Below are 20,576 nucleotides of genomic sequence, written 5' to 3'. Positions count from 1 at the left end.
GCCGGCCCGGCGGGTGGCTCCGCCCCCCGCCCCCGCCCCCGCCCCCGCCCCCGCCCGCTCACCGCCCCGCCGCCACCACCGGCGTGATCGTCGTTTCCGCCGGGCCTCGGGCGTCCGCCTCGCGTTGGCGTTCCGCGCTGTCGCTGATGCGGAGGAGGAGGGCGATCATGATCCAGTTGGCCAGGAGGGAGGAGCCGCCCTTCGCCAGGAAGGGCAGGGCCTTGCCGGTCAGGGGGATCAGACCCGTGACGCCGCCCGCCACCACGAAGACCTGGAGCGCCAGCGCCGAGGCCAGGCCGACCGCCAGCAGCTTGCCGAACGGGTCGCGCGCGGCCAGCGCCATCCGCAGGCCCCGCTGCACGAGGAGGGCGTAGAGGATCAGGACGGCCATGACGCCGGCCAGGCCCAGTTCCTCGCCGACCGTCGTCAGGATGAAGTCGCTGCGGCCCGCGAACTTGATCAGCTCGGGGTGGCCCATCCCCAGGCCGGTGCCCGAGACGCCGCCGGTGCCGAAGCTGAACAGCGCCTGTGCCGACTGGTCGGAGGTGACGCCCGGCGGGCGGTCCTTCCAGTAGTAGGAGAGCGGGTTGAGCCACGCCGCCACGCGGGCCTTCACGTGCGGCTCGGTCGACCCCACCGCGAAGGCGCCCACCGCCGCCATGAGCAGACCGCACACGATCCAGCTGGTGCGCTCGGTGGCCACGTAGAGCATCACCACGAAGACGCCGAAGAAGATCAGCGAGGTGCCCAGGTCGCGCTCGAAGACGAGGACGAGCATGGACACGATCCACACCGTGACGATCGGGCCGAGCTGCCGCATCGGGGGCATCCGCATCCCCAGGAACTTCCGGCCCGTCAGGGCCAGGGAATCCCGGTGGATGACCAGATAGCCCGCGAAGAAGATCGCGATCATGATCTTCACGAACTCGCCGGGCTGGAGCGAGAAGCCGAAGAGGATGATCCAGCGTTTCGCGCCGTACGTGTCCGCGCCGAAGAACGCCGGCGCGATCAGCAGTACCAGTGCGACGGCCATCGTGATGTAGATGAACCGCTGGAGCAGCCGGTGGTCGCGCAGCAGCGCCACCACCAGGATGCAGGCGGCGACCCCGACCACCGTCCACATCAGCTGGCCCGGCGCGTTCGCGTCGGAGCCGTACCGCTCGATGTACCCCTGGTCGAGGCGGTGGATCAGCACCAGGCCGAGCCCGGTCAGCAGCATGGCGAGCGGGAAGATCAGCGGGTCGGCGTACGGCGCGAACCGGCGGATGCCCAGGTGTCCCACCAGGGACAGCAGCGTCAGGCTGATGACGAAGCTGACGAGCTGCTGCGGCAGCTCCCCGTTCATCGCCAGCCCGGCGCTCACGTGGCCGAAGACGGCGATGCCGATGACGAGGAGCAGGAGCAGTGCCTCGGTGCGGCGGCGCGCCCCCGAGACCGTCTGGGGCCTCAGTCCACGCACGGTATGCCGCCGCCGTCGATGGTGCCGGGCTGTTCCCCGGGGGAGGGGGGCGCCGGCGGGGACGCGGCGGGGGAGGAGGGTGAAGGGGGAGCGGGAGGGGGAGAAGAGGGTGAGGAGGCGGCGCCCGGTGCACTCGGGGTCGCAGTGGCCTGGGGACCGATCTGCTCTGCTATGAGGCGCTTTATCTTCATATCATCTACGACGTTGATGTCCTCCCCATGGTTCCTTCCGAACCCCTCCACGGGGAGTGTCGTAAATTGCACTTTCCCCCCGGACAGGTTCTTCGCCTGCTTGACGAAGGCCAGCAGATCCCAGCCCGCGTCCGTCACGACGTCCTGTTTCGCGGTGTCGATCAGCTTGAGCAGCTTCACCGGGTCCGTGAAGGTCCCGGCCGAGTTCAGCTTCTGCGTCGCGCCCGCCAGGAACGCCTGCTGCCGCTTCGTCCGGTCCAGGTCGCCCATCTCCAGCCCGTGCCGCTGCCGTACGAAGGCCAGGGACTGGGCGCCGTTGAGGGTCTGGCGGCCCGCGGGGAAGTCGGCGCCCGAGTACTTGTCCTTCACCGGCTTCCTCAGGCACACCGGTACGCCGTCCAGCGCGTCGGCCAGGTGGTAGAAACCGGCCAGGTTCAGCTCGGCGAAGTGATCGACCGGGACGCCCAGGAAGCCGCGCACCGTGTCGATCTGGGCCTTGCGCCCCGCCTCGCGCCCCTCCCGTTCCAGCTGTCGCCGGTCGTTCACCCCCTGTGCGGAGAGCTGGTCCTCCTTCGCCGCCTTCGCCAGCCCGTACGCCTTTTTGATCTTGTCCTTCCCGTGGCCGGGCACGCCGGAGATGTCCACGAAGTCGTCGCGCGGTATGGAGAAGGCCTTCGCCTTGCCGCCGTCGCCCGGTACGTGCAGCAGGATCATGGTGTTGGCGTTGTAGCCGCCGATGTCCGAACTGCCCGCGTGCAGCTTGTCGAGGACCTCATCGGGCAGCTCGTCGCCGTTCTGGTCGCGGCGGCTGTCCAGGCCGATGAGCAGGATGTTCACGTCCCCGTGCGCCGATTTCTCGGCGCCCTCCAGGGCCCTGGAGCTGCCGATGCTCGACGCGAGGTCCCGGTAGAGGTACCAGGCCGTACCGCCCGCCATCACCGTCAGCGCGCAGCCCGTGATCAGCAGGGTGCGCCCGATCCGCCGCGGCGGGGGCCGGCGGCGGCTGGTCTTCCTCCGATGCGCGCTCATGCCTGTCGATGCTGGCGCAGGCCCGCTGAAGGAATCCTGAGCGCACGCCCCGGCAGCCCGTCCCGTCGGCCCGCCCCCGCAGCCCGTCCCGGCGGCGCACCCGGCGCCCGCCCGGCGGCGCACCCGGCGCCCGCCCGGCGGCGGTTTTCAGCCGTTGCGCCGCGTGGGCACGCGCAGCTCCAGCCGGGAGCCCGCGGCCCCCTCCCGGGCCGGCAGCGCGCGTACGTCGCCTCCGTGGGCCCGCGCGATCTCCCGGGCGATGGCCAGGCCCAGCCCGGTGCCGCCCCCGGCCCGCCCCCGGTCCGCGTCGAGGCGTACGAACCGCTCGAAGACCCGGTCCCGGTCCGCCTCCGGGATGCCAGGACCGTCGTCCGTGACCTCCAGCACCGCCCAGCCGTCCTCGGCGACGGCCCGGACCAGGACCCCGGAGCGGGCGTACCGAAGGGCGTTGTCCACCAGGTTGGCCAGGGCGCGCTCCAGCCGCGCCGGTTCCCCGTACGCCGGTACGGGTACGGGCGCGGCCAGCCGCAGCGGCACCCGGGGCGCGGGCCGCCGGGCCGCGTCCTCGGCGGCGAGCAGCGCGAGGTCGACGGGCTCGGAGCGCGGCGCGGGTCCGCCGTCGAGGCGGGCCAGCAGCAGCAGGTCGGCGGCGATCCGCTGGAGCCGTTCGGTGTCGGCCAGCGCGGCGGACACCGACTCCCGGTCGGGACGCGGCCGGGCCAGGGCGACTTCCAGCCGGGCGCGGACGGCGGCCAGGGGGTTGCGCAGCTCGTGCGAGGCGTCGGCGGTGAACTGGCGCTGGCGGGCGTCGGAGCGTTCCAGCCGGTCGAGGGTGTCGTTGACGGTGCGGGCCAGCCGGGCGATCTCGTCGGCGCCGCCGGGGTCGGGGACGCGCCGGTCGAGCTCGCTGGCGGTGACGGCGGCGAGTTCCGTACGGATGGCGGTGACGGGCCGCAGCGCCTGCCCGGTGACCCACCAGGCCAGGGCCGCCGCGAAGGCGATCAGCGGGGGCGCGCCGGCGAGCAGTCCGAGGGCGATGGCGCGGGTGGCGTCGTCGACGTCGCTGAGCACGGTCATCGCATAGACGGTGTAGGGGGTGTGCGGAGCGCCGCCGGTGCCGGGGGCCTGCACGACGACGGCCACCCGCCGTTCCGCGCCGGGGCGCGCGGGGCCGAGCACGACGGAGCGGGAGTCCTGGCCCGGCGCGGGGCGCAGGGCGGCGAGGCCGGGGACGTCCTGCGGGCCCCCGCTGGTGGAGACCGTCCGCCCGGCCGCGTCCCGTACGAGGACCAGGTCCACGCCGCTCTCCGGCGCGGGCAGCCGCCCGCCGGGCGGGAGGGTGCGGGTGTCGAGCTGGGCGGCGACCTTGCGCGCGGCGAGCTCGGTGCGGCCGGTGGTGTTGTCGAGGAGGTTGGCGCGCATGAGGGTGTACAGCCACAGTCCGCCGCCGGCCAGGACGGCGGCCATCGCGAGGGCGGCTGCCAGGGCGGCCCGCGCGCGGACGCTGCTAACCACCGTCGGGGGCCATCCGGTAGCCGGTGCCGTGGACGGTGAGGATGGAGCGGCGGCCGAAGGGGGCGTCGATCTTCTTGCGCAGGGAGGAGACGTAGACCTCGACGATGTTCGGGTCGATGTCGTGGGGGGCGTCCCAGACCTCGTCGAGGATGTCCTGTTTGGCGACGGCCCGGCCGGGGCGCTCCATCAGGCAGGCGAGGACGCCGAGCTCGCGCGCGGTGAGTTCGATGTCGTGCGTGCCGCGGCGGCAGCGGCGGTCCTGCGGGTCGAGGACCAGGTCGCCGGCGCGCAGCACGGTGGGTTCGGGGGCGGCGGCGCGGCGGGCGAGGGCGCGCAGCCGGGCGCCGAGCACGACGAAGGAGAAGGGTTTGGTGAGGTAGTCGTCGGCGCCCGCGTCGAGGCCCTCGGCCTCGTCGTGCTCGCCGTCCTTGGCGGTCAGCATCAGGACGGGGGTGGGGACGCCGTGGGCGCGCATCCGGGCGCAGATCTCGGCGCCGCCGAGACCGGGGAGCATCAGGTCCAGGAGCACGGCGTCGTAGGGGCCGCCGGTGAGGGCCAGTTCCAGGCCGCGGTGGCCGTCGTGGGCGACCTCCACGCGGTGGCCCTCGGCGGACAGCCCCTGGCGGAGGGACTCGGCCAGGTTCTCTTCGTCTTCGACCACGAGGATGCGCACGGCTTCCACTCTCACACACCGGCCCTGTCAACCGGCCGGACACTCGTGGTCGTCGCCCCCGGCGCCCTGGGCGTCCCGGGCGGCGACGGCCGCGGGCCGCTGCCGCCGCCTGAGTACGGGTACCCAGGCGTGCCCACGGGTACCTCGCACGTGCCTTCGGGTTCTCGGCCAAGGAGCGGCCGGATGACGACGCCGCGCGAGCTGGATTGGCACTCCGCTTGACCGAGTGCTAATCACCGGAATAGTCTCGCGTCTGGCACTCGCCCCCGGTGAGTGCCAACACAGCGACAGGCAGATCCGGCACCCGCGACGACGGATCGACCTGGTCGCCACCTCAGACAGTTAACCCCGGATCTCCGAAGGGGGAGGTCGGATCGTGACGACCACCAGCTCCAAGGTTGCCATCAAGCCGCTTGAGGACCGCATCGTGGTCCAGCCGCTCGACGCCGAGCAGACCACGGCCTCTGGCCTGGTCATCCCGGACACCGCGAAGGAGAAGCCCCAGGAGGGCGTCGTCCTTGCCGTGGGCCCGGGCCGCTTCGAGGACGGCCAGCGTCTCCCGCTGGACGTCACCGTCGGCGACGTCGTCCTGTACTCCAAGTACGGCGGCACCGAAGTGAAGTACAACGGCGAGGAGTACCTCGTCCTCTCGGCCCGCGACGTGCTCGCGATCGTCGAGAAGTAATCGCTTCTCCAGTTTTGCCTTGAGCTACGCCCCTGGTCACCCCTGCTGATGCCGGGCGGCGAGGGGCGTAGTTCGTTCTAGCCAGGCGGTCGCGGTGAGCGGCCGGGGATCGCAACGAAAGGGCTGACCGCTCCCATGCCGAAGATTCTTAAGTTTGACGAGGACGCCCGTCGCGCCCTTGAGCGCGGTGTCAACAAGCTTGCCGACACGGTCAAGGTGACGATCGGCCCCAAGGGCCGCAACGTCGTCATCGACAAGAAGTTCGGCGCTCCCACCATCACCAACGACGGTGTCACCATCGCCCGCGAGGTCGAGCTGGACGACCCGTACGAGAACCTGGGTGCCCAGCTCGTGAAGGAGGTGGCGACCAAGACCAACGACATCGCGGGTGACGGCACCACCACCGCCACCGTGCTGGCCCAGGCGCTGGTCCGCGAGGGTCTGCGCAACGTCGCCGCCGGCGCCTCCCCGGCCGCCCTGAAGAAGGGCATCGACGCTGCGGTCAAGGCCGTGTCCGAGGAGCTCCTCGCGACCGCCCGCCCGATCGAGGACAAGTCCGACATCGCCGCCGTGGCCGCGCTCTCCGCGCAGGACCAGCAGGTCGGCGAGCTCATCGCCGAGGCGATGGACAAGGTCGGCAAGGACGGTGTCATCACCGTCGAGGAGTCCAACGCCTTCGGCCTGGAGCTGGAGTTCACCGAGGGCATGGCCTTCGACAAGGGCTACCTCTCCCCGTACATGGTCACCGACCAGGAGCGTATGGAGGCCGTCCTCGACGACCCGTACATCCTGATCAACCAGGGCAAGATCTCCTCGATCCAGGACCTCCTGCCGCTGCTGGAGAAGGTCATCCAGGCCGGCGGCTCCCGCCCGCTGCTGATCATCGCCGAGGACGTCGAGGGCGAGGCGCTCTCCACCCTCGTCGTCAACAAGATCCGCGGCACCTTCAACGCGGTCGCCGTCAAGGCCCCGGGCTTCGGCGACCGCCGCAAGGCGATGCTGCAGGACATGGCCACCCTCACCGGTGCCACCGTCATCGCCGAGGAGGTCGGCCTCAAGCTCGACCAGGCCGGTCTGGACGTCCTCGGCTCCGCGCGCCGCGTGACCATCTCCAAGGACGACACGACCATCGTCGACGGTGGCGGCAACGCCGCTGACGTCGCGGGCCGCGTCAACCAGATCAAGGCCGAGATCGAGTCCACGGACTCCGACTGGGACCGCGAGAAGCTGCAGGAGCGCCTGGCGAAGCTCGCCGGCGGCGTCTGCGTCATCAAGGTCGGCGCCGCCACCGAGGTGGAGCTCAAGGAGAAGAAGCACCGCCTTGAGGACGCCATCTCGGCGACCCGCGCCGCGGTCGAGGAGGGCATCGTCTCCGGCGGTGGCTCCGCGCTCGTCCACGCCGTCAAGGTCCTCGACGACAACCTCGGCCTGACCGGCGACGAGGGCACCGGCGTCTCCGTCGTGCGCCGCGCCGCCGTCGAGCCGCTGCGCTGGATCGCCGAGAACGCCGGCCTGGAGGGTTACGTCATCACCTCCAAGGTCGCCGAGCTCGAAAAGGGCCAGGGCTTCAACGCCGCCACCGGCGAGTACGGCGACCTGGTCAAGGCCGGCGTCATCGACCCGGTCAAGGTCACCCGCTCCGCGCTGGAGAACGCCGCTTCCATCGCCTCCCTGCTGCTCACGACCGAGACCCTGGTCGTCGAGAAGCCGGCCGAGGAAGAGGCCGACGCCGGTCACGGCCACGGCCACAGCCACTGAGGCTGACGCCGTCTGACGCGTGAGAAGGCCCTGGTCACCGCTGCCGAGCGGGGGTGACCAGGGCCTCTTGCGCTCCGTGCCGTCGACGCCTGCCGCGCCGTCCGGGCGTCCGGTCAGCCGGGCATCATGCCCAGCTGCCGCATCAGACCGGGGGCGTCGTAGTACCACCAGTCCTCCGCGACCTGACCGTTCTCGATCCGGCAGGTCATACATCCCGACATGCTGACTTCCTTGCCGGTCGGTGCGACCCCCATGAACTCCCCCTTGTGGGTGCCCTTCCAGTTCCACAGCGTGGTGACGCAGTCCCCTTCGGCGAGCTGGCGCGTCTTGTCGAACGTGAAGTCGAAGGCGTCCCGCCACATGCCGATGGTCTGCCGCATCCCGTCCCGGCCGTTGCCGCGGCCCTCCGTGTCCATCATGTCGTGCGTGATGTAGTCGGCCGCGACGCACTCCTCGATGACGTCGAAGTTGCCCTTCACGGCGATCTCGTCGAAGACCCGGTTCGCGACCAGCTTGTTGAGGTACTCGTCCCGGACGACGTCGAGGTTCATGAACTTCGGCATTCCCTCGCAGAGGGCCACCATCTCCTGGAACATCCGGTCGGTCTCCGGGAGGTGAGAGTTCCTCATGGCCTCCTCGTAGGACGGGAATTCGACGAGGTCCACGTAGTGCGTCTGCGCGTCGCGGTCCCGGCCGATCATGGTGTGGGTGACCGTGCGCCTGCCGCTGGTCTGTTCCGCGTAGCGGTCGATGAGCGCGTTCATCTCGTCGAACCGCTTCGTCTCGTAATCGATCACCTGTACGAATGTCATCGCGTCGCCTCCTGCGGTGGATGGGACACGTCCAGTTTAGGGAGATTTCACCCGCTTGGCAGGCTTACCTGCGGGTCACACCGGTTACTGGGGGCCGTACTTGCGCCCGGTGCGGGAGGACACGCCGCCGAGGATCCCGCGCGGCGTCAGCTTCACCACTCCCATCAGCGCCTTGTACCGCGGGTCGGGGATCGACACGGTCTTGCCGCGCGCCAGGTCCGCCAGGGCCGCCGCCACCAGCTTGTCGGCGTCGAGCCACAGCCAGCCCGGGATGTTGTCCGTCCCCATGCCCGCCCGCTGGTGGAACTCGGTCCGCACGAATCCGGGGCACAGGGCCATCAGCCGCACTCCCGAACCCGCGAGGTCCCGTGCCGCCCCCTGGGTGAACTGCACGACCCACGCCTTGCTCGCGCCGTAGGTACCGCGCGGTACGAAGGCCGCCACCGAGGCCACGTTCACCACTCCGCCGCGCCCGCGCGAGCGCATGGACCCGGTCGCCGCCGAGGTCAGCCGCAGCACCGCCTCGACGTGCACCTTGATCATGGCCAGCTCGTCGGCCATCGAGACGTCGAGGTAGCGGCCCTTGTTGCCGAACCCCGCGTTGTTGACCAGCAGGTCCACGGGGTGCGTACGGTCCCCGAGGCGGGTCTCGACCGCCGCGATGCCCTGCTCCGTGGAGAGGTCGGCGGTCAGCACCTCCGCCTCGATGCCGTGCTGGTCGTGCAGCTCGGTGGCCTGCTCGGCCAGCCGCTTGGTGTCGCGGGCCACCAGCACGAGGTTGTGCCCCTGGGTGGCCAGGCGGCGGGCGAAGGCGGCGCCGATGCCCGCCGTGGATCCCGTAATCAACGCAGTCGTCATGTGCGCAACCTAGCCGCCCCGCACGGCCTGGGCGCCTGTGCGGGCGGGAGCGTGCGCACTCGTGATCTTCCGGCTCCGCGGTGTCACCGGAAGCGGCCCCGAGCTCAAAGGGTCAGGCCGGACATTGGCGCCACGGTCAAAGTCGGGCTTATGCTCGAACCGTGATTGAGGCACGCCATCTCCGGGTCCTGCGCGCTGTCGCCGGGACCGGGTCCTTCTCCGCCGCCGCCCGCGAGCTCGGCTGCACCCAGCCCGCCGTCTCCCAGCAGATGAAGGCCCTCGAACAGTCGGCCGGCACCCCGCTGCTGATCCGCACGGGCCGCGAGATGCGGCTGACCCAGGCCGGCGAGGCCCTGGTGCGCCACGCGGCCGGGATCCTGGCCGGGCTGACCGCGGCCGAGGAGGAGGTCGCGGCCATCGCCGGGCTGCGCGCCGGGCGGGTCCGGCTCGTCTCCTTCCCGAGCGGGAGCTCCACCCTGGTGCCGACCGCGCTCGCGGCGATGCGCGCCGCGCACCCCGGCACCCGCATCTCGCTGGTCGAGGCGGAGCCGCCGCGGTCGGTGGAGATGCTGCGCGAGGGCGACTGCGACCTGGCCCTGGCCTTCCGCTACGGGAGCGGGGCGGCGGGGGCGGCGGCCGAGTGGGAGGACCTGGTGGTCACGCCGCTGCTCACCGACCGGCTCGTCGGGCTGGTTCCCGAGGGGCACCAGCTGGCCGGCGCCGAGCGGGTGGGCATGGCCGAACTGGCCGACGAGCCCTGGATCGCGGGCTGCCCGCGCTGCCGCCGGCACCTGGTGGAGGTGTGCGAGGCCGCGGGCTTCACCCCGCGCATCGACTTCGCCACCGACGACTACCCCGCCGTGGTCGGGCTGGTCGGGGCGGGGCTCGGGGTCGCGGTGCTGCCGGAGCTGGCGGTGGAGTCCGTACGGGCCAAGGGCGTGAGCACCCTGGCCGTGGAGCCGGCGGTGGAGCGGGAGGTCGTGGCGCTGACGCTGCCCGACCTGGCGCGCGTACCCGCGGTGGCGGCGACCCTGGCCGAACTGGTGCGGGCCGCCGCACGCTGACCCCCGCCCCGTCCGGCGCGGCGCCGGGGAGGGCGGGAGGTCAGGCGAAACGTTCCTTCTGGGTCGCTGCCGCCGCTCGGCGGTCAGTGGGGGGCGATGGGGCCGATCGTGCTCGACGCGGGGATCAGGCGGTGTCGCGCGCGGCCCATCAGCTCCTCGCGTTCGTCCTCGGTGAGACCGCCCCACACCCCGTAGGGCTCACGGACGGCCAGTGCGTGCGCGGCGCATTCCGAACGCACCGGGCATCTCATGCAGACCTCTTTAGCGGAGGCCTCGCGCGCACTCCTGGCCGCGCCCCGCTCGCCCTCCGGGTGGAAGAACAGGGAGCTGTCGACCCCGCGGCAGGCAGCCAGCAGCTGCCAGTCCCAGAGGTCGGCGTTCGGTCCGGGGAGGCGGGAGAAATCTGCCATGGGTAGTCCCTCTTGGTGCCGGTACTGAGGCGGATACGGTCCATGTCTCCACACCTACTGTCGTAGTAGATGTAAATATGACTCATTGGGAATCTAGCCTCAGACACATGCCAAACGGAAGAAAAGCCGCCAAATAGGGCATAGCTCCAGATGGAGGACAGCTCGCTCGTGGCTCCGGCGTCGTGATCGCGTCCTCACGTAGAGTGCCGAAGGTGTCCGTCCGACCCGTAACTCTTTCGAGTGACCATCGTTGAGAGAGCGAGTGCGGTTGAACCGAGAAGTTCCCGGACAGGTGTCCGAGAGCATCGATCGCACAGGTGACGATACGTACCAGCCTGGAGGCTCAAGGTGACGCGCATCAGCAGCTGCGGAGGGCGGTCATGACTTCCGTCCTCGTCTGCGACGACTCCCCGCTTGCCCGAGAGGCGCTCCGTCGCGCGGTTGCCACCGTGCCCGGCGTCGAGCGTGTGACGACGGCTGCCAACGGCGAGGAAGTCCTCCGCCGCTGGGGTGCCGACCGCTCCGACCTGATTCTGATGGATGTACGGATGCCGGGGCTGGGCGGAGTCGAGACGGTCCGCCGGCTCCTGTCCGCCGACCCGGGCGCCCGCATCATCATGCTGACGGTCGCCGAGGACCTGGACGGGGTGGCCCTCGCGGTCGCCGCCGGCGCCCGCGGCTACCTGCACAAGGACGCCTCGCGCGCCGAACTGCGGGCCACGGTCACCCAGGCCCTCGCCGACCCGACCTGGCGACTGGCCCCGCGCCGGCTGCGCTCGGCCGAGATGGGCGCCGCGCCCACGCTCACCGCGCGCGAGATCCAGGTGCTGGAGGGCATGAGCCACGGCCGTTCCAACGCGGAGATCGGGCGCGAGCTCTTCCTCTCCGAGGACACGGTCAAGACCCACGCCCGCAGGCTGTTCAAGAAGCTCGGCGCCTCGGACCGGGCGCACGCCGTGGCGCTCGGCTTCCGCTGGGGCCTCGTCCGCTGACCTGCGGGATCCCCGACCGGCCGTCCCGAGCGGTCCCGTCCGCCGTCGGCGGACGGGGCGGCACGCGCCCCGGCCCCCGCGGGGAGGCGCCCGCCGCCCCGTCGGCGGCGCCGCGCGGACACCGCCGTACGTGGCGTCGTACCCGGTGACCCGCCGGGGATTGGCGGTGCACAATCCGGGGGACGTGTCGCTTCGGGCGCGATGCCGCATCCTTGGTGGTGTGCCGCATTCTTGGAGAGGTCGAGTCCCCGGGGCCCCGGGGGCGACGATTCGGGCCGAGCGGAGGGGAGGGCGCACATGATGAGTTCCGGCGCACCCGCTCATAACGCTTCGATGCACAACACGGACCACGGTGCCGCGAATGCTCCGGCGCCAAGGCACCATGGATTGATGCGCGACGACGAGGCCCTGGGATCCCCCACGGCCACAGCACCCAGCGGCGCCGCCAAGGGCGGCGGTGCCGGGGCCGTCAGCGCGCTCGTGCGCCGTGCGGTGGAGGGCGACGAGCAGGCCACGCACGATCTGCTCGCCTTCGTGCACCCCCTCGCCATTCGCTACTGCCGCACCCGGCTCTCGCGGCTCCCCGGTGACGCTCGTCACTTCGTGGAGGACCTGGCGCAGGAGGTCTGCGTCGCCGTCCTGATGGCACTGCCGCGCTACCGGGACACCGGCCGGCCCTTCGAGGCCTTCGTCTTCGCCATCGCCGCGCACAAGGTCGCCGACCTCCAGCGGGCCGCCATGCGGCACCCGGGGAGCACGGCCGTGCCGTCCGACGAGATGCCGGAACGGCCCGACGACTCGCTGGGCCCCGAGGAGCGGGCGCTGCTCAGCAGTGACGCCGCCTGGGCCAAGAAGCTGCTGGCCAACCTGCCGGAGAACCAGCGCGAGCTGCTGGTGCTGCGGGTGGCCGTCGGCCTGACCGCGGAGGAGACCGGCCAGATGCTCGGGATGTCCCCGGGCGCGGTGCGGGTCGCGCAGCACCGGGCGCTGAGCCGGCTGCGGGCGCTCGCGGAACAGTGACGGGCCGCGCGGTCCCGCCCGCGCGATCCATCGTAGGAAGCGACGAAACTTCTGCTTGACCTTGGTCGTGGAATGAGACGCGTCGGTATCCCGTTAGCATGGACATCCGCGCTGAGCAAGACCATTTGGGAAGGTGTCATGACCGCCGACGGAGTGCCCGACAAATTCGCCACGCTCGGACTGACCTACGACGACGTGCTGCTGCTGCCGGGCGCGTCGGACATGGCGCCTGACGCGATCGACACCTCTTCCCTCATCTCGCGCAACGTCCGCGTGAACGTTCCGCTGCTGTCCGCCGCCATGGACAAGGTCACCGAGGCCCGCATGGCCATCGCGATGGCCCGCCAGGGCGGCGTCGGCGTGCTGCACCGCAACCTCTCCATCGCCGACCAGGCCAACCAGGTCGACCTGGTCAAGCGCTCCGAGTCGGGCATGGTCACCGACCCGATCACGGTGCACCCGGACGCGACGCTGCGCGAGGCCGACGAGCTGTGCGCGAAGTTCCGCATCTCCGGCGTCCCGGTGACCGACCCCGCCGGCAAGCTCCTCGGCATCGTCACCAACCGCGACATGGCCTTCGAGTCGGACCGCAGCCGCCAGGTGCGCGAGGTCATGACCCCGATGCCGCTGGTCACGGGCAAGGTCGGCATCTCCGGCGTGGACGCCATGGAGCTGCTGCGCCGCCACAAGATCGAGAAGCTTCCGCTGGTGGACGAGGCGGGCATCCTCAAGGGCCTGATCACGGTCAAGGACTTCGTCAAGGCCGAGAAGTACCCGAACGCCGCCAAGGACAAGGACGGCCGGCTGCTCGTCGGCGCGGCCGTCGGCGTCGCGGGCGACGCGTACGAGCGCGCCCAGGCGCTGATCGAGGCGGGCGCCGACTTCATCGTCGTCGACACCGCCCACGGCCACTCCCGCCTGGTCGGCGACATGGTCGCCAAGATCAAGTCGAACGCCGGCGTGGACGTCATCGGCGGCAACGTCGCCACCCGCGACGGCGCGCAGGCGCTGATCGACGCCGGCTGCGACGGCATCAAGGTCGGCGTCGGCCCCGGTTCCATCTGCACCACCCGCGTCGTCGCCGGCATCGGCGTCCCGCAGGTCACCGCGATCTACGAGGCTTCGCTGGCCGCCAAGGCCGCGGGCGTCCCGGTCATCGGCGACGGCGGCCTGCAGTACTCCGGCGACATCGCCAAGGCCCTGGTCGCGGGCGCGGACACGGTGATGCTCGGCTCGCTGCTCGCGGGCTGCGAGGAGTCCCCGGGCGAGCTGCTCTTCATCAACGGCAAGCAGTTCAAGTCGTACCGCGGCATGGGCTCGCTCGGCGCGATGCAGACCCGCGGCGACCGCAAGTCCTTCTCCAAGGACCGCTACTTCCAGGAGGGCGTCGGCGGTGACGACAAGCTGATCCCCGAGGGCATCGAGGGTCAGGTCCCCTACCGCGGCCCGCTCTCCGCGGTCGTGCACCAGCTCGTCGGCGGTCTGCGCCAGTCGATGTTCTACGTCGGCGGCCGCACCGTTCCCGAGCTCCAGGACCGGGGCCGCTTCGTCCGGATCACCTCGGCGGGCCTCAAGGAGAGCCACCCGCACGACATCCAGATGACGGTCGAGGCGCCGAACTACAGCCGCAAGGGCTGAAGCGCGTGAGGTGAGGGGCGGACCCGGCGGAAGCGCCGGGTCCGCCCCTTCGCCGTGCACGCGTACGTCCGTACAGCGGTCACCGAAACGCAGTCCTCCCCCCGTCGGGGATACTGGACGGGCAGACCCAGAGGAAAGGCCACCACACGTGACTGAGATCGAGATCGGGCGCGGCAAGCGCGGCCGCCGGGCGTACGCCTTCGACGACATCGCCATCGTCCCGAGCCGGCGCACGCGGGACCCGAAGGAGGTCTCGATCGCCTGGCAGATCGACGCGTACCGCTTCGAGCTTCCCTTCCTGGCCGCCCCCATGGACTCGGTGGTCTCCCCGCAGACCGCGATCCGCATCGGTGAGCTCGGCGGCCTCGGCGTGCTGAACCTCGAAGGTCTGTGGACCCGCTACGAGGACCCGCAGCCGCTGCTCGACGAGATCGCGGAGCTCGACGAGGAGACCGCGACCCGCCGTCTCCAGGAGATCTACTCCGCGCCGATCCAGGCGGACCTGATCCGTCAGCGGATCAAGGAGGTGCGCGACTCCGGCGTCGTGACCGCCGCCGCGCTCTCCCCGCAGCGCACGGCCGAGTTCTCCAAGGCCGTCGTGGACGCGGGCGTGGACATCTTCGTCATCCGCGGCACCACCGTGTCGGCGGAGCACGTCTCCGGCGCCGCCGAGCCGCTGAACCTCAAGCAGTTCATCTACGAGCTCGACGTCCCCGTGATCGTGGGCGGCTGCGCCACCTACACGGCCGCCCTGCACCTGATGCGCACCGGCGCGGCGGGTGTGCTGGTCGGCTTCGGCGGCGGCGCCGCGCACACCACCCGCAACGTGCTCGGCATCCAGGTCCCGATGGCCACCGCCGTCGCGGACGTGGCCGCGGCGCGCCGCGACTACATGGACGAGTCCGGCGGCCGTTACGTGCACGTCATCGCCGACGGCGGCGTGGGCTGGTCCGGCGACATCCCGAAGGCCGTCGCCTGCGGCGCCGACGCCGTGATGATGGGCTCCCCGCTGGCCCGTGCCACCGACGCGCCCGGCAAGGGCAACCACTGGGGCATGGAGGCCGTCCACGAGGACGTGCCGCGCGGCAAGAAGGTCGACCTCGGTACGGTCGGCACCACCGAGGAGATCCTCACCGGCCCGTCGCACACCCCCGACGGCTCGATGAACATCTTCGGCGCGCTGCGCCGCTCGATGGCCACCACGGGCTACAGCGAGCTCAAGGAGTTCCAGCGGGTCGAGGTCACGGTCGCGGACTCGCAGCACAGCCGCTGACCCGGTCCCGGGTCGCCGTACGTACGCAGGAGGGCCGGTACCCCACGTGGGGTACCGGCCCTCCCGCGTTCTCCGCCCGATCAGCGCCCCGGGGCGGGAGTGCCGGACGCGGCGGGCGGCAGCGGACGCAGTCCGGGGACGGTCGCGAGGGCGCCGGTGAGGGCGCCGATGCAGATGTCGGCCAGCGCGGTGCGGGAGTAGGCGCCGTCGAGGAGCCAGTCCACGCACAGCGTGCGGACGAAGACCAGCCAGCTCGTCACCACGGCCGAGACCATGGCGTACTGCTCCTGGGCGGGGGCGGTGACGGTCAGCAGGTGGGCGCGCAGGCCGGAGAGTTCGTCGTCGATGATCGCCTGCACCACCGGGTCGCCGGCGAGCGTGCGGTTGGCGGCGAGGACGGTGTTGCGGTTCGCGGCGAAGTAGTCGATGTGCGTGTCGAGTCCGGTCCGGAGCCAGGCGGACGCGGGGACGTCCGGGTCGAGCGCGGTCGAGGACAGGAGGCGGTCCGAGGCCTCGCGGTAGACGGCGGTGAACAGCTCCCGCTTGCCGGGGAAGTAGCGGTAGAGCAGGGCGCGGGAGACCCCGGCCCGCTCGGCGACCTCCTCCATGAGGACGTCCTCGTACGGCTTCGCGGCGAAGAGGGCGGCTCCGACGCCGCGCAGTTGGGCGCGGCGGTCGTCCGGGGAGAGGCGGCGGCGCGTGGTCATCCGTCCAAGTTACTTGACGCGTGTCTACTACGCTCCTACGCTCCCCGCCGAGTCGACGTGTGTCTACCGAGCGGGGTGGGGTCGTGAGCAGGCACGGACTTCTGAAGGGGCTCGCCTGGGCCATGGGCGTGGCCTGCGTGGCGATCGGGCTCTACCACCTGGTGCTGGGCATCGTCTCGGTGCCCGGCGCCGAGGGTGCGGGGCCGGCGACGGCGACCGTGGACAGCCGGGAGCGCTTCTACAACGCGATCTTCATCGGGTTCGGGCTGGCCTGGATCGAGACCGCCCGCCGTACGCCGATCCCGGCGCGTGCCGTCCGGTGGCTGTCGGCGGTCTTCCTGCTCGGCGGCGTGGGGCGGGTGCTGTCCGTGGCGGTCCACGGATGGCCGCACTGGTTCCAGATCCCGCTGGCGGCGCTGGAGCTCGGCCTGCCGCCGCTGTACTTCCGGCTGGCCGACGCGGACGAGCGGCGGGCCGCCGGAGCGGCCGGCGGCGACGGCGCCCGGACGGTCTAGGCGGCGGCCTTGCGGGAGATCTGGAACGCGGCGTACGCGCTGATGGCGAGGAAGAGGAAAGTCAGCGGGTCCGCTTCGGCCTTCCAGGCCTTCATGAGCGGGGAGGCGCCCTCGCCGAGGATGTCCATGGCGCTGACCTGGAGCTCGTCGGCGTAGATCAGGACGATGCCGAACATCTGGCCGGCGAAGACGGCGGCCGGCGCGAGCAGTGCGGCGATGGCCGGCAGGGCGGGGCTGCGGCCGCCGGCCTTGCCCGCGGCGAAGCCGACCAGGGCGCCGACGCCCACGGCCGCGTACCCGATCTGGTGATGGGTGCCGCCGATGATCCCGCCGTAGACGCCGGCCGCCACGACCGCCGCGACGACGGAGGCGAGGAGGCCGATGCCGAGGCTGCTGTAGGCGGGCGCGGGAGCCATGGCCTCGGTGTAGGACGAGGGCGCGGGCGGCTGGAAGTTCTGGCTCATCGGAAATCCCCCCCAGGGATCGCGAAACACGCACGCACGTACGGTGGTCAGTCGTAAGTGCGAGATAAGTGACGCCGCAGGCTAGCAGGGGGTGCCGACATCCGGCGGGGGGATTTCCGCTCGCGGAACCGGGGTGGTGCGGGACGTGACCGGACCGGGACCGGGGCGTGATCCGGGCGGGAGCGCGGCCCCCGCCCGGGTGCCGGGAGGCCCCGCCCGGGGTCAGAGGCGGTGGGCCGCGCCGGCCGGGCTGGCGCCCCGGGTGTCGAGGAGCAGCTGGGCCTTCACCGCGAGCCCCTGGAGGTCGTACGTGCGGTGGTGCTGGAGCAGGATCGTCAGGTCGGCGTTCGCGGCGGCCTCGTAGAGCGAATCGGCGCGCGGCACCGGCCGGTCGCGCACCCGCCAGCCGGCGACGTACGGGTCGTGGTAGCTGACCAGGGCCCCGAGGTCGAGGAGCCGGCTGGCGATCTCGCGGGCCGGGGAGCCCTCCTGGTCGGCGAGGTCCTGCTTGTAGGTGACGCCGAGCAGCAGGACGCGGGCGCCGCGGGCGGATTTGCCGTGCTCGTTCAGCAGGGTGGCCGAACGCTGGATGACGTATTGCGGCATCCGGTTGTTGATCTCCTGCGCCAGGCCGACCATGCGCAGCGGGTGCCCCGGGGTGCGGGTGGTGTGCGGGAGGTAGTTGGGGTCGAGGGGGACGCCGTGTCCGCCGACGCCCGGGCCCGGACGGAAGGCCTGGAACCCGTACGGCTTGGTCTCGGCGCACCGGACGACGTCCCAGAGGTCGACGCCGAGGTCGTGGCAGAGGACCGCCATCTCGTTCATGAGGGCGATGTTCACGTGCCGGTAGTTGGTCTCCAGGAGCTGGACCGTCTCCGCCTCGCGCAGGCCGCGGGCGCGCACCACCTTCTCGGTGAGGCGGGCGTAGAAGGCGTGCGCCGATTCGGTGCAGGCGGGGGTGAGGCCGCCGATGACCTTGGGGGTGTTGGCGATGCCGTGGGTGCGGTTGCCGGGGTCGTGGCGGGCGGGGGAGTAGGCCAGGTGGAAGTCGCGCCCGGCGCGCAGTCCGGAGCCGCTCTCCAGGATGGGGCGCAGGTAGTCCTCGGTGACGCCCGGGTGGACGGCGGATTCGAGGATCACCGTGGTGTGCGGGCGCAGCCGGGCGGCGAGCGCGCGGCCCGCCTCGCCGACGGCGGAGAGGTCCAGCGCCCGGTCGGCGCCGAGCTGGGTGGGGGCGCAGACGACGGCGGTGCGGACCCGGCCGAGGTCGGCGGGGTTGGTGGTGACCCGGAAGCCGGCCGCCGACATGCGGCGGATCTCGGCTGCGGTGAGGCTGCTGTCCGTGGCGGGGCCGCTGTCGTAGCCGATGGTCTCGATCCCGGCGGCGACGGCCGCCTGCGCGAGGGGGAGGCCGAGGTGGCCGAGTCCGATGACGGCGAGATCTGCGGGCATGGGGGGCCGTCCCTTCCCTTCCCTGGCATGAGGGGGCGGTGCGCGCGCGTCCCGGGGCGGGGGGTCCGGACGGGTCCGGAAGCCGCCGGGAGCTGGCGCAATGTCAGACTAGGCGTATATATGACAGATATGTCGCATTGCGGGGCGGTGGCTACCGTTGTGTTGTCCACAGCCGGTGGCTCATGTCGGTGCGGCCGGTCAGAATCGTGAAACGGGAGATGTGAGCGGGATCACCCGCATCGAGCGGGTTCGGCCCGCACCAACGGGAGGCAGCCGTGAGGACAGCGACACTGGGGCCGGCGCAGCGGGCGGAGGCGCTCGCCCGGATGGCCGAGCGGGAACTGGACGTGCTGGTCGTCGGCGCGGGGGTGGTCGGTGCCGGGACGGCGCTGGACGCGGTCACCCGGGGCCTCTCGACGGGTCTGGTGGAGGCCCGGGACTGGGCGTCGGGCACGTCGAGCCGGTCGAGCAAGCTCATCCACGGCGGGCTCAGGTACCTGGAGATGCTCGACTTCGCGCTCGTACGGGAGGCGCTGAAGGAGCGCGGCCTGCTGCTGGAGCGCCTCGCCCCGCACCTGGTGAAGCCCGTGCCGTTCCTGTACCCGCTCCAGCACAAGGCCTGGGAGCGTTTCTACGCCGGTTCGGGCGTGGCCCTCTACGACGCCATGTCGTTCTCCAGCGGCCACGGGCGCGGCCTGCCCACCCACCGCCACCTCTCGCGCCGCAGGGCGCTGCGGATCGCGCCGGCCCTGCGCAAGGACGCGCTGGTGGGCGCCCTGCAGTACTACGACGCCCAGATGGACGACGCCCGCTACGTCGCCACCCTCGTGCGGACGGCCGCCGCGTACGGGGCGCACTGCGCCAACCGGGCGCGGGTGGTCGGCTTCCTGCGCGAGGGCGAACGGGTGGTGGGGGCCCGGGTCCGGGACGTGGAGGGCGGCGGGGAGTACGAGATCCGCGCCCAGCAGGTGGTCAACGCGACCGGGGTGTGGACCGACGACACCCAGGCGCTCATCGGGGAGCGGGGGCAGTTCCACGTACGGGCGTCGAAGGGCATCCACCTGGTCGTCCCGAAGGACCGGATCCATTCGAGCACCGGGCTGATCCTGCGGACGGAGAAGTCGGTGCTGTTCGTCATCCCGTGGGGCCGCCACTGGATCGTGGGCACCACCGACACCGACTGGGACCTGGACAAGGCCCACCCGGCCGCTTCGAGCGCGGACATCGACTACCTGCTGCAGCACGTGAACTCGGTGCTGGCGGTGCCGCTGACCCGGGACGACGTCCAAGGGGTCTACGCGGGCCTGCGGCCGCTGCTCGCCGGGGAGTCGGACGCGACGAGCAAGCTCTCGCGCGAGCACACCGTGGCCCATCCGGTGCCGGGGCTGGTGGTGGTGGCCGGCGGCAAGTACACGACGTACCGGGTGATGGCCAAGGACGCGGTCGACGAGGCGGTGCACGGGCTCGACCGGCGGGTGGCGGAGTGCGTCACGGAGGACGTCCCCCTGGTGGGGGCCGAGGGGTACCGGGCCCTGTGGAACGCCCGCGCGGCGACGGCGGCGCGAACGGGGCTCCATGTGGTGCGGGTGGAACACCTGTTGAACCGGTACGGATCCCTGACGGAGGAGATCCTCGAACTGATCGCGGCCGACCCGTCGCTGGGCGAGGCGCTGACCGGGGCGGACGACTACCTGCGGGCCGAGGTCGTCTACGCCGCCTCGCACGAGGGGGCCCGGCACCTGGACGACGTCCTGACGCGCCGGACCCGGATCTCGATCGAGACCTTCGACCGGGGGACCCGATCGGCCCGCGAGTGCGCGGAATTGATGGCTCCGGTGCTGGGGTGGGACAAGCAGCAGATCGAGAAGGAGGTCGAACACTACGAGAAGAGGGTCCAGGCGGAGCGCGAATCCCAGCGCCAGCCGGACGACCAGACGGCGGACGCGGCGCGACTGGGGGCGCCGGACATCGTTCCGTTGTAACTCCGCGATGCGGCGGGGGGAACCGTCGGACCCGGGGCTTCCGTCCGATGCGGAGTGAGCAACAATGAGGTTTCTGCCG

At 71.7% G+C, this 20,576-nt stretch carries 19 protein-coding genes; 9 read left to right on the top strand and 10 right to left on the bottom strand.

Going from position 1 to position 20,576, the window contains the following annotated elements; all coding sequences use genetic code 11:
* Window positions 1-58: 58 nt before the first annotated feature.
* The 4 genes from AB4039_RS20980 to AB4039_RS20965 form a co-directional block, all read right to left on the bottom strand.
* Window positions 59-1,459 (bottom strand): FtsW/RodA/SpoVE family cell cycle protein, encoded by a 1,401-nt coding sequence (locus AB4039_RS20980; RefSeq protein WP_266841189.1) that lies wholly within the window; start codon window positions 1,457-1,459, stop codon window positions 59-61.
* On the bottom strand, window positions 1,447-2,679 hold the full coding sequence (locus AB4039_RS20975; protein WP_442271466.1) for an LCP family protein: 1,233 nt from the start codon (window positions 2,677-2,679) through the stop codon (window positions 1,447-1,449). The genes AB4039_RS20980 and AB4039_RS20975 overlap by 13 nt, the downstream gene beginning before the upstream one ends.
* A gap of 147 nt (window positions 2,680-2,826) precedes the next feature.
* Window positions 2,827-4,194, bottom strand: a complete 1,368-nt coding sequence (locus AB4039_RS20970) for a sensor histidine kinase (protein WP_266841193.1) — start codon at window positions 4,192-4,194, stop codon at window positions 2,827-2,829.
* Window positions 4,187-4,867 carry a response regulator transcription factor gene (locus AB4039_RS20965; RefSeq protein WP_266841195.1) on the bottom strand — a complete coding sequence of 227 codons (681 nt, stop codon included), beginning with the start codon at window positions 4,865-4,867 and terminating at the stop codon, window positions 4,187-4,189. The genes AB4039_RS20970 and AB4039_RS20965 overlap by 8 nt, the downstream gene beginning before the upstream one ends.
* A 376-nt stretch (window positions 4,868-5,243) precedes the next feature.
* Here AB4039_RS20965 and groES point away from each other — a divergent pair, with 376 nt between their 5' ends.
* Both groES and groL read left to right on the top strand, forming a co-directional pair.
* Entirely contained in the window at window positions 5,244-5,552 is a 309-nt protein-coding gene (groES, locus tag AB4039_RS20960) for a co-chaperone GroES (RefSeq protein ID WP_008739621.1), read from the top strand.
* 135 nt (window positions 5,553-5,687) lie between these two features.
* Window positions 5,688-7,310, top strand: a complete 1,623-nt coding sequence (gene groL, locus AB4039_RS20955) for a chaperonin GroEL (RefSeq protein ID WP_266841196.1) — start codon at window positions 5,688-5,690, stop codon at window positions 7,308-7,310.
* Between the two features lie 113 nt (window positions 7,311-7,423).
* On the opposite strand, the gene AB4039_RS20950 is transcribed toward groL, so the two are convergent.
* Window positions 7,424-8,122: an ester cyclase gene (locus AB4039_RS20950; RefSeq protein ID WP_266841198.1), complete on the bottom strand. Its 699-nt coding sequence runs from the start codon at window positions 8,120-8,122 to the stop codon at window positions 7,424-7,426.
* 84 nt (window positions 8,123-8,206) lie between these two features.
* Window positions 8,207-8,980: an SDR family NAD(P)-dependent oxidoreductase gene (locus AB4039_RS20945; RefSeq protein ID WP_266841199.1), complete on the bottom strand. Its 774-nt coding sequence runs from the start codon at window positions 8,978-8,980 to the stop codon at window positions 8,207-8,209.
* A 161-nt stretch (window positions 8,981-9,141) separates the two neighbouring features.
* On the opposite strand from AB4039_RS20945, the gene AB4039_RS20940 reads away from it, so the two are divergent.
* Window positions 9,142-10,044, top strand: a complete 903-nt coding sequence (locus AB4039_RS20940; RefSeq protein ID WP_266841201.1) for a LysR family transcriptional regulator — start codon at window positions 9,142-9,144, stop codon at window positions 10,042-10,044.
* Window positions 10,045-10,127: 83 nt separating this feature from the next.
* Here AB4039_RS20940 and AB4039_RS20935 read toward each other — a convergent pair whose 3' ends face one another.
* Window positions 10,128-10,454 carry a WhiB family transcriptional regulator gene (locus AB4039_RS20935; protein ID WP_030230767.1) on the bottom strand — a complete coding sequence of 109 codons (327 nt, stop codon included), beginning with the start codon at window positions 10,452-10,454 and terminating at the stop codon, window positions 10,128-10,130.
* A gap of 380 nt (window positions 10,455-10,834) precedes the next feature.
* On the opposite strand from AB4039_RS20935, the gene AB4039_RS20930 reads away from it, so the two are divergent.
* The 4 genes from AB4039_RS20930 (at window position 10,835) to AB4039_RS20915 (ending at window position 15,377) form a co-directional block, all read left to right on the top strand.
* Window positions 10,835-11,446: a response regulator transcription factor gene (locus AB4039_RS20930; protein WP_003948568.1), complete on the top strand. Its 612-nt coding sequence runs from the start codon at window positions 10,835-10,837 to the stop codon at window positions 11,444-11,446.
* Window positions 11,447-11,836: 390 nt separating this feature from the next.
* A complete protein-coding gene (locus AB4039_RS20925; RefSeq protein ID WP_266841203.1) occupies window positions 11,837-12,466 on the top strand; it encodes a sigma-70 family RNA polymerase sigma factor in 630 nt (209 codons plus the stop codon).
* A gap of 138 nt (window positions 12,467-12,604) precedes the next feature.
* Window positions 12,605-14,104: an IMP dehydrogenase gene (gene guaB, locus AB4039_RS20920; RefSeq protein ID WP_266841204.1), complete on the top strand. Its 1,500-nt coding sequence runs from the start codon at window positions 12,605-12,607 to the stop codon at window positions 14,102-14,104.
* 148 nt (window positions 14,105-14,252) lie between these two features.
* Window positions 14,253-15,377, top strand: coding sequence for a GuaB3 family IMP dehydrogenase-related protein (locus tag AB4039_RS20915; RefSeq protein ID WP_266841206.1), 1,125 nt, complete (start codon window positions 14,253-14,255; stop codon window positions 15,375-15,377).
* A gap of 80 nt (window positions 15,378-15,457) precedes the next feature.
* Here the strand turns inward: AB4039_RS20915 and AB4039_RS20910 are convergent, their stop codons facing one another.
* Window positions 15,458-16,084: a TetR/AcrR family transcriptional regulator gene (locus AB4039_RS20910; RefSeq protein WP_266841208.1), complete on the bottom strand. Its 627-nt coding sequence runs from the start codon at window positions 16,082-16,084 to the stop codon at window positions 15,458-15,460.
* An 83-nt stretch (window positions 16,085-16,167) separates the two neighbouring features.
* On the opposite strand from AB4039_RS20910, the gene AB4039_RS20905 reads away from it, so the two are divergent.
* Entirely contained in the window at window positions 16,168-16,599 is a 432-nt protein-coding gene (locus tag AB4039_RS20905; protein ID WP_266841210.1) for a DUF4345 domain-containing protein, read from the top strand.
* On the opposite strand, the gene AB4039_RS20900 is transcribed toward AB4039_RS20905, so the two are convergent.
* Window positions 16,596-17,063, bottom strand: coding sequence for a hypothetical protein (locus tag AB4039_RS20900; protein ID WP_266841212.1), 468 nt, complete (start codon window positions 17,061-17,063; stop codon window positions 16,596-16,598). The two genes, AB4039_RS20905 and AB4039_RS20900, sit on opposite strands and share 4 nt — an antisense overlap.
* A gap of 222 nt (window positions 17,064-17,285) precedes the next feature.
* Window positions 17,286-18,515 (bottom strand): nucleotide sugar dehydrogenase, encoded by a 1,230-nt coding sequence (locus tag AB4039_RS20895; protein WP_266841213.1) that lies wholly within the window; start codon window positions 18,513-18,515, stop codon window positions 17,286-17,288.
* Between the two features lie 275 nt (window positions 18,516-18,790).
* Here AB4039_RS20895 and AB4039_RS20890 point away from each other — a divergent pair, with 275 nt between their 5' ends.
* Window positions 18,791-20,497, top strand: coding sequence for a glycerol-3-phosphate dehydrogenase/oxidase (locus AB4039_RS20890; RefSeq protein WP_442271465.1), 1,707 nt, complete (start codon window positions 18,791-18,793; stop codon window positions 20,495-20,497).
* Window positions 20,498-20,576 lie beyond the last annotated feature (79 nt).

This window comes from Streptomyces sp. M-16 (assembly GCF_052114405.1).
GTDB lineage: Bacteria > Actinomycetota > Actinomycetes > Streptomycetales > Streptomycetaceae > Streptomyces.
The sequence above is the reverse complement of the archived record's forward strand: the minus strand, read 5'-3'. Positions and strand labels throughout refer to the sequence as shown.

Excerpts from the sequence above, each read along its gene's own strand:
- AB4039_RS20975 (WP_442271466.1), bottom strand. The coding sequence starts at position 2,679 with ATGAGCGCGCATCGGAGGAAGACCAGCCGCCGCCGGCCCCCGCCGCGG.
- groL (WP_266841196.1), top strand. The coding sequence starts at position 5,688 with ATGCCGAAGATTCTTAAGTTTGACGAGGACGCCCGTCGCGCCCTTGAG.
- AB4039_RS20950 (WP_266841198.1), bottom strand. The coding sequence starts at position 8,122 with ATGACATTCGTACAGGTGATCGATTACGAGACGAAGCGGTTCGACGAG.
- AB4039_RS20945 (WP_266841199.1), bottom strand. The coding sequence starts at position 8,980 with ATGACGACTGCGTTGATTACGGGATCCACGGCGGGCATCGGCGCCGCC.
- AB4039_RS20935 (WP_030230767.1), bottom strand. The coding sequence starts at position 10,454 with ATGGCAGATTTCTCCCGCCTCCCCGGACCGAACGCCGACCTCTGGGAC.
- AB4039_RS20930 (WP_003948568.1), top strand. The coding sequence starts at position 10,835 with ATGACTTCCGTCCTCGTCTGCGACGACTCCCCGCTTGCCCGAGAGGCG.
- AB4039_RS20925 (WP_266841203.1), top strand. The coding sequence starts at position 11,837 with ATGCGCGACGACGAGGCCCTGGGATCCCCCACGGCCACAGCACCCAGC.
- guaB (WP_266841204.1), top strand. The coding sequence starts at position 12,605 with ATGACCGCCGACGGAGTGCCCGACAAATTCGCCACGCTCGGACTGACC.
- AB4039_RS20910 (WP_266841208.1), bottom strand. The coding sequence starts at position 16,084 with ATGACCACGCGCCGCCGCCTCTCCCCGGACGACCGCCGCGCCCAACTG.
- AB4039_RS20900 (WP_266841212.1), bottom strand. The coding sequence starts at position 17,063 with ATGAGCCAGAACTTCCAGCCGCCCGCGCCCTCGTCCTACACCGAGGCC.
- AB4039_RS20895 (WP_266841213.1), bottom strand. The coding sequence starts at position 18,515 with ATGCCCGCAGATCTCGCCGTCATCGGACTCGGCCACCTCGGCCTCCCC.